Raw genomic sequence first — 12,533 nt, 5'->3', positions numbered from 1 at the left:
ATGAGATTAAACAATTAGTTAAAAATAAAGATCAGGAGTCAGGCTGTGATTAAACTATTAGGGCGAACAGATTCCATCAATGTCAGAAAAGTCCTCTGGTTATGTGATGAGCTACATTTACCTTACCAACGTGAAGATTGGGGGCGTGGCTTTCGCTCCACGAAAGAACAGGAATTTATACAATTAAATCCAAATGCCACGATTCCTGTACTCATCGATGAGGAGCTGACTCTATGGCAATCTAATTCGATTCTTCGTTACTTGGCCAATGCTTATGGTGGTTCAGCACTTTATCCGACAGAGCCGAAAACACGTGCGCTTATTGATCAATGGATTGACTGGCAAGGGATTGAACTCAATAACAGTTGGGTATATGCCCTGATGCACATTATTCGCAACTCTCCTGAGCATCAAGATCAGAAGGACGTTGAAAAAAGTATTCAAGCATGGAATAGCATGATGCTGATTTTAGAAAACCAACTCGCAAACACTCAGGCGTATGTCACAGGTCAGCAGTTTTCATTGGCAGATATTCCGATTGGGCTTTCTGTACAGCGTTGGTATTTAACACCATTTCATAAACCTGAATGTCCAAATATAAAACGCTACTACGACCTTCTCAGTCAAAGAGAACCTTATTTAAAATGGGGCAATAATGGTCAAAACTAGGACAACATTTTTCCCTTGGTCATAAAAATATCGAGATTATTGAAACTGCTCCCAAATCCCCACTTGTTCTGCTTTCATGACAGGAACACGTCCTAGTTGAATCCACGGCATATTTTCACCATGAAAATCACTGCCCACAGACACTTTCAAACCATGTTCCGCAATCATCCGATCCACCATTTGACGCGTCGCAGGTGGATCAATTTGCGGTGGCAATTCCACAGCATCTCCACCAGATTGTGCAAACAGTTCAATTAAGTAACGCACATTGGTAGCAGACAAATCATAGCGGGTGGGATGAGCCAAAACCGCAAAGCCTCGGCTAGCGTGAATCGCCTGAATGGTTTCTTCCAGCCCCAAACCATCAAACTTGACATAGGCCTTCTTGCCTTCCTTGATATATTTATCAAAGGCTTGCTGCACACGGCTTACAATGCCCTTTTCTACCAAAGTTTTCGCAATATGTGTACGTGTAATTCTGTCCGCCTCACCATCAACTTTGCTCAGCACATCAGCATAAATATCCTGACCAATCAAAGGCGTGAGCAAACCACAAATCTGTACCGCTCGCTCAGCTCGGATCTTTTTTTGTTGCTCTAAGACTGCGAGTAACGGCTCAGACTGCTGCATATTTAACGCGACAATATGCACGCTATAGTTTTTCTTGGTGGCTGGACGTGACCATTGACTAGAAATCTCGACCCCAGCAATCAACTTCATGTCATAAGCTTGTGCCGTTTGTCCAGCCAAAGCTAATCCGTCCATGGTATCGTGATCGGTCAAAGCCAGCGTATGGATACCCTTTTCATGCGCGGCATGCACCAGTTGTTCTGGTGACAAAGTTCCATCAGAAATATTACTATGTGTATGTAAATCTACGCCAAGCATCACTTATACTAAGCCACTTTATTAAACAGATTCAGATACTCTAACATGAAAGCACTTTTAGACTTTGTGCCACTCATTATTTTCTTTTATTTATATAAGACGGTAGATCCAAAAGATACTCAGCACCCCCTCCTGCAATTGATTGGTTCCGCTGGCGGTGTCGACAATAATAATATCTTGGTGGCAACAACAGGCTTAATCCTTTCCATGCTGGTGGTTTATGGTGCCCTGTTTATCATGCAGAAATTCCGTCTAGATAAACAGCAGTGGATCGTGTTGTTTATGACGGTGATTTTTGGTGGTATCACCCTCATGCTGAGTGATGATTTCTATATTCGCCTCAAAGCCGCCATTTTAAATATGGTCTTTGCCAGTGCATTCCTGTTATCACCTTATTTTAGTAAGGATCGTACTCCTTTAATTAAACGCTTATTTGCTCCCATTTTTAATTTGGGCGAACAAGGCTGGAAAAGTCTCAATTATGCTTGGGCAGCCATGTTTGCAGTAATGTCTGGCTTACATGTCTTTTTCGCTTTCTTATTTATGAACGGAAAATATTGGGGTGAATTTACCGCTTTTGGTGACATGCTGGTGATGTTTTCATTTATCATTATCCAGTTTATTGTATTGCGTAAATACTTTAAGTCCTCTGAAGATTAATATTCGTTTAATGTACTGAGAATCATCATGCCATTATTTGTTGTGACCTGTACCGATCAAGACGGTACTGTAGAAAAACGCCTTGCGGTACGCCCTCAACATCTTGCACGTTTAGAACAATTAGATGCTGAAGGACGCCTAATCGTCGCAGGTGCGATGCCAAAAGATCCAAGTAATCCACAGGCAGGTTTTTACGGTAGTACCATTATTGTTGATTTCGATAGTCGTGAAGCACTCGACACTTGGTTGCAAGATGAACCTTTCTTAAAAGAAGGCGTCTATGCAAAAATCGAAGTTAAACCGTTTAACAAAGCGTTTCCTAAAGGATAAAATTCATGCGCGCTGTTGCTCCTAGTTTACTAGGTCTTTTTCTTTTATGTTCTACTGCTTGGGCGGTAGAACCTGCAACAACTCCAGCTCCTGCTGTAGCACCTGCTGCACCAGCGCCACATACACTTCCTGCCGATAAACCCCGCGTGATTCCTGCAGTCGCCACAGTCAATCCAAATGGCCAACCGCAAGAGACTCAACCCCTCACCGCTGAACAAATTGCCAAGAATAAAGCCTTACAAGATTTAAAAATTAAAGCCTTGGTCAAAGACCAATCCATGCGCTTACAACAATTGGAAAAAGCCAACTTAGAAGCACTGGCGCAAAATCAAGAATTGCAATTAAAGAACGATAATTTGGGTGTACAGGTGCAGGTACTGCAAAGTGAACGTAGTGCACAAATGTTTATTTACGGTGCAGTAACGCTTGCAGTCGGTGTGCTCTTAGGCTTCCTGATTGCCAGTTATGCACAGACCAAACGTCGTCGCCAATGGTAATTTTTCGCGCTTTCACATAAAGGTTAGAACTTTTGTCCCACGCAATACAGACCGCCGAACTCGATTGGCATCAGGTTGATGGCATCGAGGTGCCTGTTTCTCAACAATTTGGCGATGTCTATTTTTCCAAAGACAATGGTTTACTCGAGACCCGCCATGTGTTCCTGCATGGCAATGATCTCGCCACACGCTTAGCGAATTTAACTGACTACCAATATTTTTCGGTCGGTGAAACAGGCTTTGGCACAGGCCTAAATATTTTGGCACTCTGGCAAATGTGGCAACAATGTCGTCCTGACAACCACAGCCATCTACATGCCATTAGTGTGGAAAAGTTTCCACTGTGCAAACCCGATCTGATTCGTGCGCTAAATGCATGGCCTGAACTCAAGCCCTTAGCCGATCAACTGATTCAACAATATCCTTTGCCTCTTGCGGGTTGTCATCGTCTCAGTTTTCCTGAAGAGCGCTTTAGCCTTGACCTCTGGTTGGGCGATGCGCATGATGTTTTCCCTGCCATGGAAAAAATCCATCCTGTCAATGCTTGGTTTTTGGATGGCTTCGCCCCCTCCTGCAATCCAGATATGTGGCAAGAGCAGGTCTTGAATCATATCGTGCGACTCTCAGACTACGGGACCACTTTCGCCTCGTTTAGTGTCGCAGGCGTGTTAAAGCGTGGTCTGAAACAACATGGCATCCAGATTAATCGCCCGCGTGGTTTTGGGCATAAACGGGAAATGCTGAAAGCCTGTTGGCTAAAGCCAGAGCTGGATATCGACAGCGACACTACGATTCAACGATCAACTGATACACCTAAGCTTATCAACACCAAGCAACGTCAAATTGCCATTATTGGCGCTGGCATTGCAGGTTTAAGCTGTGCCTGGGCATTTGCACAACGTGGACATCAGGTCACCCTCTATGACCAGACAGCGCCACTGGCAGGTGGATCGGGTAATCCTCTGGCCTTACTCAATCCGAAACTGTGCCCGATTGAACAAAGCCATGAACACTTGATGACTTTGGCATGGCAACATGCCCTGCGGCATTATGCCCAGTTTCAGGCGTTTCGCCCAATTCAAGTCAATCAAATGGCGCTAAAAAATGCGGATGATTTGCTGGGCTTAGCCACTGAATATCCTCAGCACTTACTGAGTACTGCCTCGGCGCAGGACTGTACCATTGCCACCGAATTCCAAAGCTTAAAACTGTTACAAGCTGGCGTTGTCTCACCACATCTGTTGCGTGATCAGATTCTACAACATCCCCTCATTGAGTTTCAGCAAGCGTCTATCAAAAACGTCGTGACCAATGAATTGGTACAGGTCTTCGATGCGCAGGATCAGCATTTAGGCGATTTTGATCATGCAATTGTCTGCTGTGCGCGTCAAAGCCAAGCATTTTTTGAACAGTATCCTTTACTGAAACCCATTCGTGGTCAGGTCAGTTGGGTCAATAATCAAGCTCAAGCATTGCCAACAGATCAAGCCTATAGCTACGGTGGTTATTGTATGCAGCTGAATCCTGAGCAATTGATTTTGGGTGCATCCTTTTATCCAAATCGCGATGATTGTGATGTCCTTGCCGAAGACCATGTGCATAACTTCAATCTTATCCACAGTGTCTTTCCAAGTTATGCGCAAACCCTGCCTGACACTTCCACTTGGCAAGGTCGTGCTTCAGTTCGCGCGCAAACGATGGATTATTTTCCAGTCTTAGGTCGCTTAGACGATAGCACTGACATTTATAGCTTTGCAGGCTTAGGCTCTAAAGGTTTTTTATTCGCACCACTCTGTAGTGAAATTTTGGCTGCCAAGATTCTTTCAGAAGCTTGTCCTGTGCCAAGCAATTTATTGAAAAAACTGGATATTCAGCGTTTTATCAAAAAGCCAAAACCGAAGAAACCTTATTTTAAGGCAAATGCATCTGTACAAGCCCAATAATGCAGTTCTGTGGATTGAATTGTTTTTAATGTTTTCTTCTTTTACTCAAGATCTAAAAAAAGCGCCAGAAGGCGCTTTTTTTGATTAGGTTCCTTGTTCTAAAGGTAACCCTGCATCACGTGCAGCACGTGTACCACCCATGAGTATGACGTATTCACGAGAATTATCAAAACCGTCTAGAAGTTCAGCCGCGCGTGGCGCCTTACTTCCGCCACCACATAAGAGGTAAATAGTCTGATCCGCGGTCACCTGAGTCAAACAATCTGCTGACAAGCCTGTAATTGGCTGATTTTTGGCTCCTTTAAGATGAGCCTCAGCATAAGCACTTGCGTCACGGACATCCCAGATAATGGCGTCTTCTGGGAACTCAAATGTCGTAATTTCTTGTTTACGGATCATTGCGCACTCCTTTGATGTAAACAACACTTGGCAAATGAAGAAAACATCCCTAGCATCTCAGATATTCTTTCCATTTGTAAAGGTCTATTCTATGCCATCTTTCGATATTGTTTCAGAATTAGAGATTTTTGAAGTAAATCATGCAGTTCAGAACACGCAAAAAGAAATTGCGACACGTTTTGACTTTCGCGGACAAGATGTTTCAATTGAACTCAATGAAAAATCAAAAGAAATTAAAATTAGCACGGAAAGCGATTTCCAATGCGAACAAGTCTATAGCATGCTGGAAAATCATTTTTATAAGCGTAAAGTCGATGTACAAGCTTTAGATCCGCAAAAAGCAACCGCTTCGGGTAAAAACGTGGTTCAGGTGATTAAACTGAAAGATGGTCTTGACTCTGATACTGCGAAAAAAATTAATAAAGCCATTAAAGAAAGTGGCATTAAGGTGCAATCATCTATTCAAGGTGACAAAATCCGTGTGACCGATAAAAAGCGCGATACATTACAACAAGTAATGAATTTCTTACGTGAACAACAATTCGGCATTCCATTGCAATTTAATAACTTTAAAGATTAATGTGAAGTCGTACCCAGCATCTAGAGGCATGTGATGACCCAAAGCAATCGTTTATCCAAACTGGTAAAAGCCACATCGAAATTTCCCAAAGGGATTCGAAGTACCCTTTGGAGTAAAGCTTTTGGTCGGATCGTGCCGATGGTGGGTACCGCCAATATTCGCTATCTTGAAGTCGATCAAGACCATGTGGTGGTGCGTATTGAAAATCAACGCAACATGCAAAACCATATTAAGGGCGTGCATGCAGCGGCAATGGCGTTATTGGCTGAAACAGCAACTGGATTTTTAACGGGTTTACATGTTCCAGATAATCGCATTTTGCTGATTAAAACCTTACATGTAGATTATTTAAAAGTTGCACAAGGTGGACTTACCGCGACTGCAAGTTTAAGCCCAGAACAGCAAAAATTGATTGCTGAACAGGAAAAAGGCGAATTACTGATTCCTGTGACCGTGATTGATGATGCTGGTAATGAACCGATTCAATGCCAAATGTTATGGGCTTGGCTACCAAAACGTAAATCCGACCAATAAGCAACTAATAAAAAAACCAGCGAATGCTGGTTTTTTTATTACATGTTATGTTGACTGGGCTTCAAGAAAGCGCTGTCTCACCTCTTCAGGAATCTGACGCTTATTGCCTTTCACATCTACGGCAACAAAGGTGAAAACCCCTTCCGTCACACGTTTCGCTTCACGCGAGCTATCATGACTGTCCCACACTTCAATCTGCATTTGAATTGAAGTATTGCCGACTTTTAAAATTTTGGTATAACAACTAATCACATCCCCAACTTTTACTGGCACCAGAAAAGTCATTTGATTAATTGAAATCGTTGCACAACGCCCCTTACTAAAGCGTTCTGCGTGGATTGCTCCAGCCAAGTCCATTTGTGACACAATCCAGCCACCAAAAACATCACCACTCCAGTTTGTATCCGCTGGCATCGCAATGGTTTGCAGAGACAACGTCCCTTCTGGTTTTACATGAATATCTGACACGTTTACTCCAAGCCTATTGTGCTATGACTAGGCATTAGACATTTAAATGTTGATCCAGCCACTGTTGCAGTTCACTCGATCTAAGCGCACCGCTTATTCTAGCAATTTCATTGGTTTTATTCATCAACACCAGCGTTGGAATACTGCGCACATGAAAAGCGCTGCTTAAACGTGGGGACTCTTCAGTATTAATCTTGGCAAAAATCACTCGAGGGTTCTGTTTTGCCACGGCTGCGAAATGAGGAGCCATCATTTTACATGGCCCACACCACTCTGCCCATAAATCAATCAAAATAGGTAAATCACTGTTGGTCACGAACTGACTAAAATTTTGTTCATTCAAATCAATCGGAGCAAGTGGAATTAGTGGCTGATGGCACTGACCACAGCTAGGCTGTGCCTCAATTTTCTCTTCGGGAACGCGGTTCTTCGCCAGACACGCAGGGCATACAATAATCATGAGCTGACTCCAATATGTTGATGTAAGAATTCTAATTGGGTCGAAATGGCTTTTTCAAACCATGGATGATGATAAATATCAAAATGTTTCATCTCCCATTCATAATACTGCACATATGGTGCGATGTTTGTGGCTGCTTCACGGCTCGAAGCAATCGGCATTAAACTGTCCTCCTTGGCTGCAATAAACAGCACAGGAATATTGATCTTACGTACTTCCAGTATAGGACGATAACGGATCAATTTAAAAAAGACGCGTGCAGGAATGTCACCACTCCAAAAATAGTCTGGATGCACAATCGACAAATAACCCGAATAACTATCTGCCGTCGGAAGAAAACTCAAATCACTCATACTTACAACGGGCAAAGTCTTAGCAGCCATTCCGACTTTAGCCCCCATATAATCTTGACTGGAAATTTTCAGCGCTTTAGACAATTGCTGAATGGGATAAAGTTTCGCCAGCTCAGTTCCATCGACCATCGGGACTTGCACCATCACCGCTTGAATATTGTGGAGTTCACTGGCGAGGCTGAGTACATGACCGCCACTCAGTCCTGTTCCCCAGAGAATAATCCGACGTGAATCAATCGATTTCCGCTGCTGGACATGCTCAATCATAGTTCGCCAGTCTTCTAATTGCGCACTGATCGACACCAATTCACGTGGACGTCCTGTACTCCCGCCCCAATAGCGATAGTCAAACAACACCACTGCATAACCCGCCTGAGCAAATTGTTTCGCATATTGCACTAATTTGAACTGTCGTAATCCCGCTAATCCATGCGCCATCAGAATGACTGCAGGCTTATGCTCCGTTTTCGGTCGATAAAAATCTGCTGCAAGGACTTCTTGACCACTTTTGACATACAAAGGTTCGACCGTGTAAGCGTGCATACGCGCTCCAGTACGTTATTTTATGATTGTAATCGTTTATAAAAATTTCAACAGATTCAACTGTAGAATCAGCTTAATGCTATCATAAAGCATATATTGTTTAATTGGATGATGGAGTGACACAATGAGCGAAAATGTAGGCTTCGCAGGTCAAATTGGCCCTGAACATGTTGAACAAGTTGTCGAAAAAGGATTTAAATCTATTATCAACAACCGTCCTGATATGGAAGGTGGTCCTGAGCAACCAACCAGCGCCCAAATTGAAGAAGCAGCTCGCACAGCAGGGCTTGATTATGTCTATCAACCTGTAGTGGCTGGTCAAATTACTGAGCTCGATGTACGCACTTTTGCCAATCATTTTAATGAACTGCCAAAGCCTGTTTTAATGTTCTGCCGTACAGGTAACCGTTCGAATAATCTATATCAACTGGCAAAACAAATGGATTTGCTGGATGATTAAGCAGTTCTTTGCTACATGCATTTTGTGTAGCACCTTGCTGAATAGCACAGCTCTTTTTGCTCAGAAGGCTCAAACACCGCAAGCACTGAGCGAAAACCTGACCGTATCTGGTCAGCTTGATGATAAAACCTTTCGACTCCTGTTAAAACAAGGGTTTAAGTCGGTGATTGTCAATCGACCCGATCAGGAAATGGGAAATAATATTTCCGTCAGTCAGTTGCGGAATATTGCAGAGCAATCCCATGTGAGCGTCATTTACCAACCAATCGATAACGGTAAAATTACACAAACAGATATCATTGAATTTTCAAAGTACTATAACGAACTTCCTAAACCCATTTTAATGATTTGTAAAAGCGGTCATCGCTCCAGCGAATTATTTAATGAAGCACGTAAGCAAGGTTTATTGCATGAATAAAATGATCGCTGTGGTAATTTGTACTTTACTCTTATCTGCTTGTAGCTCGATGAATGTTCGTCCCACTGTTGGGGTGAGTGTCGGTACAGCAATTTAATTGATTCACAATACAGTAGATGTCACGTTAGTAGCATCTACTGATTTTACATAAGAGCTACATTAGCACTCTCTTCAAAATTGCAATCCTCTCCAAAAATCTCTATGTTCATCCTAATGTAGGATAAATAGTCGATAAGACCACCATGTACGACATAATTATTATTGGTGCAGGCACAGCTGGTCAGGCTGCGTATAAAGAAGCAATCAAACATACCTCAAATATACTCATTATTAACCATGGACCGTGGGATACCACTTGCGCACGTGTTGGGTGTATGCCGAGTAAAGTCCTAATTTCAGCCGCAAACCAATTGCATGATGCAGAATCTTTAGAAAAAGTAGGTATATCTGCTCACTTAGAAATAGATGCTACTCAAGTACTGTCGCATGTCAGAAAACTAAGAGATAAATTCACAACCGCAACCTTAAAAGAAGTCAACAGTTGGGAAGATCGCCACAAAATATCGGGGCAAGCTTATTTTATTGATGCTTCCACGATTGCAGTGAATCACAAGCGCTATCAAGCCCGAAGCTTTATTCTTGCAGTCGGTTCGACACCAAGTTTTGATCCTCAATGGAAACAGGAATTAGGAAATAAACTCATTACTTCAGATGAATTTTTTGACTTGGATCAATTACCTCAATCTGTCGCAGTGGTCGGTAGTGGTGTCATTGCTCTTGAGCTTGCGCAAGCATTACATCGCTTAAAAGTGAAAACCACGATTTTTGCGCGTAGTCGAAAAGTCGGAACATTAACTAGCCCTGTATTACAAAAATTGGCACAAGACCTCTTAAGCCAAGAAATTGAATTTAAGTTCGAAGTCTTACCCACACAAATACAAAATACTGATGTTGGTGTAAAAATTAACTTTCAAGAAAATGATGAAGATCAAAGTCTCATAGTCGACTATGTTATGGTCGCAACGGGGCGTCGCACTTTATTAGACAGCTTAAAGTTAGAAAATATAGATTCCCAATTCAGTGAACTAAAAAATTTACCTGTTCATCCTAAAACTAAACAACTGGGAGAATATCCTATCTTTATTGTTGGTGATGCACACACTACAACTCCCATTCAGCATGAAGCAGCGCATGAAGGACGCAGAGCTGTTTTGAATTGCTTAAACCTAGAACAGAAACAGAATATTCGTAATTTACCCCCTATCGGAATTGTCTTCTGTGAACCTGAAATGGCAATCGTAGGTCAAAGCTACAAACAACTTAAAAGTCAGAATGTTTCCTTTGTAACAGGTTATGTTTCTTATGAACGTCAAGGTCGTGCGCAGGTTTTAGGTAAAAATTATGGAGCTCTAGAAGTCTATGTTCATGCAGAGACTCGTAAAGTATTAGGGGCAGAATTACTCATAACTTCTGCCGAGCATATCGCACATTTACTCTGCTGGATGATTTCTGAAGACTGTACACTTGATCAACTACTTGAAAAGCCATTTTATCATCCGACTTTAGAAGAAGGTCTACGAACTGCATTAAAGCATGCTCGGCGTCAATTAAATGCTATTCAATAGTCTTATCCTCATCTTGCTTTAACAGTAGAGTCACGCGTTGCGTATGTGTAATTAAATGCACAATCCAACGCTGTGCAGCCAATAACTCTAATGTTTGCGCTGCTGTAAATTGATGATTCACGGATGCATTCATAATTTTTTGACGTAGAAAGGTTTGCTGTTCCGTACTTAACTGTTCCAGTTGAACGGATTCGTCAACCAAATCTGCTGGAAATTTAGGGAAAGGCTCAATTTGTAAATAGCTAATTTGCTTTTCTAAATGATTGGCAAAATCTAGTGGTAATTCTTGTAAAATTTGCTGCTTTTTCAATAGATCGACTTGTGTCACTTCATTCAAATCATTCCTTAATACTCTGATATAGACCAACAAACGCAGTAATAAAATCAAATGTTGTTGATCATTTGTAGATTGTGGAACCGTCATATGCTCTAGATAAGATTCAACTTTTTTTAAAGTACTGTCTAATTCACTGGTATTAATCATCGGAGCGACAATTTCTCCCCGTATAAACTTCACAAATAAATGATAAATATCAGCAGTCGATTGCATCAGTACACGTTCAGTTGCCGCTATTGCTAATGCAGGCACACTATAAAGTGAATCATCTAAATATCGAGTTAAAGAAGCTTCCTTTTCTGGTAGTAGCTTAACCAATAGCTGTTCAAATTTTCCAATAAAAGGCATGAAAATTAACGCACCTAGCAAACTAAAACAGGTATGAAAAGCGGCTACTATCAATACAGGATCAATTGAATGTATATAGTTCAGATGTTGAAAAGCCCACAAAAAGGTAGGTAATAAAAATAAGAAAGCAAATATAGCAGTCACGACATTGAAAATAACATGTACAGCAGCAGTACGTTTTGCACTCGTCGTTGCACTAATCGCCGCTAAAATAGCAGTTACAACCGTTCCAATATTTTGCCCAATTACCAAAGTTAGAGTCTGTTCCAGATTAATTGCTTGACTGGCTAAGGCTGCTAAAGTTGCAGTGATTGCAGCACTAGAAGATTGTAGGAGAATTGTCATCACCACGCCGATGAGCACTAATAGTAAGCTTCCAAGCAAGGTATCACCAGACCACTGGCTTAAATCAACAGAAGCGGCAACACCCTCCATAGCTTGTTGCAAAACATCAATACCAAAAAATAATAAACCAAATCCTGCAATGGTCATCCCAAATAAAGCAAGTCGATCCCTAGCTAATAATTTGAAGATCGCACCCAAAGCAATCAAAGGCAACGCGAGTTTGGAGATTGAAATTTTTAAACCCAATAATGCGACCATCCAACCTGTACTGGTTGTTCCAATATTCGCTCCAATAATCACACCAATTGCATTACTAAAAGTCAATACCCCTGCACTAACGAAACCGATAGTGGCTAAAGTAGTCGCAGTCGATGACTGTACAACCATCGTCAAGGTCATACCAGAGAACATCGCTTTTAATGGAGAATCAGTAAATCGGATTAACCATTGTCTTAAAGCTTCGCCAGCGAGTGCCTTAAGGCTATCTGTCATCAGATTCATACCCAATAAAAATAAGCCAATTCCACCAAATAGTTGTAATAGGGTATTCAGCACCATCAACCTCTTCTTATATTTTCATTTATTTAAGGTTTAGCATAAAACGAGAGTGAAGCGTGGGGATTTTTTGATAGGCAATAAAAAACACCCCCTTCTTAGTAGAAGGGGGTGTTTTTAG

Annotated in this window: 16 protein-coding genes; 10 read left to right on the top strand and 6 right to left on the bottom strand. The window is 41.8% G+C overall.

The genetic code is table 11. The features are described from left to right. The first annotated feature begins 45 nt into the window (after nt 1-45). Nucleotides 46-669: a glutathione S-transferase family protein gene (locus MKI85_RS10065; RefSeq protein WP_241627429.1), complete on the top strand. Its 624-nt coding sequence runs from the start codon at nt 46-48 to the stop codon at nt 667-669. Between the two features lie 36 nt (nt 670-705). Here MKI85_RS10065 and MKI85_RS10060 read toward each other — a convergent pair whose 3' ends face one another. Next, nucleotides 706-1,557: a PHP domain-containing protein gene (locus tag MKI85_RS10060; RefSeq protein WP_241627428.1), complete on the bottom strand. Its 852-nt coding sequence runs from the start codon at nt 1,555-1,557 to the stop codon at nt 706-708. A 45-nt stretch (nt 1,558-1,602) separates the two neighbouring features. Between MKI85_RS10060 and MKI85_RS10055 the strand changes: the two genes are divergently transcribed. The 4 genes from MKI85_RS10055 to mnmC are packed head-to-tail and all read left to right on the top strand — an operon-like array spanning nt 1,603 to nt 4,987. Continuing rightward, the gene (locus tag MKI85_RS10055) at nt 1,603-2,217 is read left to right on the top strand and encodes an inner membrane-spanning protein YciB (RefSeq protein WP_241627427.1); all 615 of its coding nucleotides are present in this window, start codon (nt 1,603-1,605) and stop codon (nt 2,215-2,217) included. 27 nt (nt 2,218-2,244) lie between these two features. Further along, nucleotides 2,245-2,547, top strand: a complete 303-nt coding sequence (locus MKI85_RS10050) for a YciI family protein (RefSeq protein WP_241627397.1) — start codon at nt 2,245-2,247, stop codon at nt 2,545-2,547. Between the two features lie 5 nt (nt 2,548-2,552). Beyond that, nucleotides 2,553-3,044, top strand: coding sequence for a hypothetical protein (locus MKI85_RS10045; protein WP_241627396.1), 492 nt, complete (start codon nt 2,553-2,555; stop codon nt 3,042-3,044). A gap of 32 nt (nt 3,045-3,076) precedes the next feature. After that, nucleotides 3,077-4,987 carry an FAD-dependent 5-carboxymethylaminomethyl-2-thiouridine(34) oxidoreductase MnmC gene (gene mnmC / locus MKI85_RS10040; RefSeq protein ID WP_241627395.1) on the top strand — a complete coding sequence of 637 codons (1,911 nt, stop codon included), beginning with the start codon at nt 3,077-3,079 and terminating at the stop codon, nt 4,985-4,987. Between the two features lie 84 nt (nt 4,988-5,071). Here mnmC and MKI85_RS10035 read toward each other — a convergent pair whose 3' ends face one another. After that, complete coding sequence (locus MKI85_RS10035; RefSeq protein ID WP_241627394.1) at nt 5,072-5,386, bottom strand: rhodanese-like domain-containing protein; 315 nt, start codon at nt 5,384-5,386, stop codon at nt 5,072-5,074. 91 nt (nt 5,387-5,477) lie between these two features. Between MKI85_RS10035 and MKI85_RS10030 the strand changes: the two genes are divergently transcribed. After that, nucleotides 5,478-5,966 carry a YajQ family cyclic di-GMP-binding protein gene (locus MKI85_RS10030; protein ID WP_241627391.1) on the top strand — a complete coding sequence of 163 codons (489 nt, stop codon included), beginning with the start codon at nt 5,478-5,480 and terminating at the stop codon, nt 5,964-5,966. Nucleotides 5,967-5,999: 33 nt separating this feature from the next. Continuing rightward, the gene (locus MKI85_RS10025; protein WP_241627390.1) at nt 6,000-6,500 is read left to right on the top strand and encodes a DUF4442 domain-containing protein; all 501 of its coding nucleotides are present in this window, start codon (nt 6,000-6,002) and stop codon (nt 6,498-6,500) included. A gap of 45 nt (nt 6,501-6,545) precedes the next feature. Here the strand turns inward: MKI85_RS10025 and MKI85_RS10020 are convergent, their stop codons facing one another. The 3 genes from MKI85_RS10020 to MKI85_RS10010 all read right to left on the bottom strand — a co-directional run bounded on the left by MKI85_RS10020 (nt 6,546) and on the right by MKI85_RS10010 (nt 8,324). Beyond that, entirely contained in the window at nt 6,546-6,914 is a 369-nt protein-coding gene (locus tag MKI85_RS10020) for an acyl-CoA thioesterase (RefSeq protein ID WP_413351748.1), read from the bottom strand. A gap of 88 nt (nt 6,915-7,002) precedes the next feature. Further along, a complete protein-coding gene (trxC, locus tag MKI85_RS10015; protein WP_241627387.1) occupies nt 7,003-7,428 on the bottom strand; it encodes a thioredoxin TrxC in 426 nt (141 codons plus the stop codon). Further along, nucleotides 7,425-8,324, bottom strand: coding sequence for an alpha/beta hydrolase (locus tag MKI85_RS10010; protein ID WP_241627385.1), 900 nt, complete (start codon nt 8,322-8,324; stop codon nt 7,425-7,427). Before MKI85_RS10010 ends, trxC begins: the two co-directional genes overlap by 4 nt. Nucleotides 8,325-8,448: 124 nt before the next feature. Here MKI85_RS10010 and MKI85_RS10005 point away from each other — a divergent pair, with 124 nt between their 5' ends. The 3 genes from MKI85_RS10005 to MKI85_RS09995 all read left to right on the top strand — a co-directional run bounded on the left by MKI85_RS10005 (nt 8,449) and on the right by MKI85_RS09995 (nt 10,827). Further along, on the top strand, nt 8,449-8,784 hold the full coding sequence (locus MKI85_RS10005; RefSeq protein WP_161934321.1) for a TIGR01244 family sulfur transferase: 336 nt from the start codon (nt 8,449-8,451) through the stop codon (nt 8,782-8,784). Continuing rightward, nucleotides 8,777-9,202, top strand: a complete 426-nt coding sequence (locus tag MKI85_RS10000) for a beta-lactamase hydrolase domain-containing protein (protein ID WP_241627382.1) — start codon at nt 8,777-8,779, stop codon at nt 9,200-9,202. Before MKI85_RS10005 ends, MKI85_RS10000 begins: the two co-directional genes overlap by 8 nt. Nucleotides 9,203-9,444: 242 nt before the next feature. Then, a complete protein-coding gene (locus tag MKI85_RS09995; RefSeq protein WP_241627380.1) occupies nt 9,445-10,827 on the top strand; it encodes a dihydrolipoyl dehydrogenase in 1,383 nt (460 codons plus the stop codon). Here the strand turns inward: MKI85_RS09995 and MKI85_RS09990 are convergent. After that, entirely contained in the window at nt 10,817-12,412 is a 1,596-nt protein-coding gene (locus MKI85_RS09990) for a Na/Pi cotransporter family protein (RefSeq protein WP_241627377.1), read from the bottom strand. The two genes, MKI85_RS09995 and MKI85_RS09990, sit on opposite strands and share 11 nt — an antisense overlap. Between the last annotated feature and the right edge of the window lie 121 nt (nt 12,413-12,533).

The sequence above is a fragment of the Acinetobacter zhairuonensis genome (assembly GCF_022601715.1).
Classification (GTDB): domain Bacteria; phylum Pseudomonadota; class Gammaproteobacteria; order Pseudomonadales; family Moraxellaceae; genus Acinetobacter.
The sequence above is the reverse complement of the archived record's forward strand: the minus strand, read 5'-3'. Positions and strand labels throughout refer to the sequence as shown.

Coding starts and splice junctions, on each gene's coding strand:
- MKI85_RS10060 (WP_241627428.1), bottom strand. CDS start 1,557: ATGCTTGGCGTAGATTTACATACACATAGTAATATTTCTGATGGAACT.
- MKI85_RS10055 (WP_241627427.1), top strand. CDS start 1,603: ATGAAAGCACTTTTAGACTTTGTGCCACTCATTATTTTCTTTTATTTA.
- MKI85_RS10050 (WP_241627397.1), top strand. CDS start 2,245: ATGCCATTATTTGTTGTGACCTGTACCGATCAAGACGGTACTGTAGAA.
- MKI85_RS10045 (WP_241627396.1), top strand. CDS start 2,553: ATGCGCGCTGTTGCTCCTAGTTTACTAGGTCTTTTTCTTTTATGTTCT.
- MKI85_RS10035 (WP_241627394.1), bottom strand. CDS start 5,386: ATGATCCGTAAACAAGAAATTACGACATTTGAGTTCCCAGAAGACGCC.
- MKI85_RS10030 (WP_241627391.1), top strand. CDS start 5,478: ATGCCATCTTTCGATATTGTTTCAGAATTAGAGATTTTTGAAGTAAAT.
- MKI85_RS10025 (WP_241627390.1), top strand. CDS start 6,000: ATGACCCAAAGCAATCGTTTATCCAAACTGGTAAAAGCCACATCGAAA.
- MKI85_RS10020 (WP_413351748.1), bottom strand. CDS start 6,914: ATGCCAGCGGATACAAACTGGAGTGGTGATGTTTTTGGTGGCTGGATT.
- trxC (WP_241627387.1), bottom strand. CDS start 7,428: ATGATTATTGTATGCCCTGCGTGTCTGGCGAAGAACCGCGTTCCCGAA.
- MKI85_RS10010 (WP_241627385.1), bottom strand. CDS start 8,324: ATGCACGCTTACACGGTCGAACCTTTGTATGTCAAAAGTGGTCAAGAA.
- MKI85_RS10005 (WP_161934321.1), top strand. CDS start 8,449: ATGAGCGAAAATGTAGGCTTCGCAGGTCAAATTGGCCCTGAACATGTT.
- MKI85_RS10000 (WP_241627382.1), top strand. CDS start 8,777: ATGATTAAGCAGTTCTTTGCTACATGCATTTTGTGTAGCACCTTGCTG.
- MKI85_RS09995 (WP_241627380.1), top strand. CDS start 9,445: ATGTACGACATAATTATTATTGGTGCAGGCACAGCTGGTCAGGCTGCG.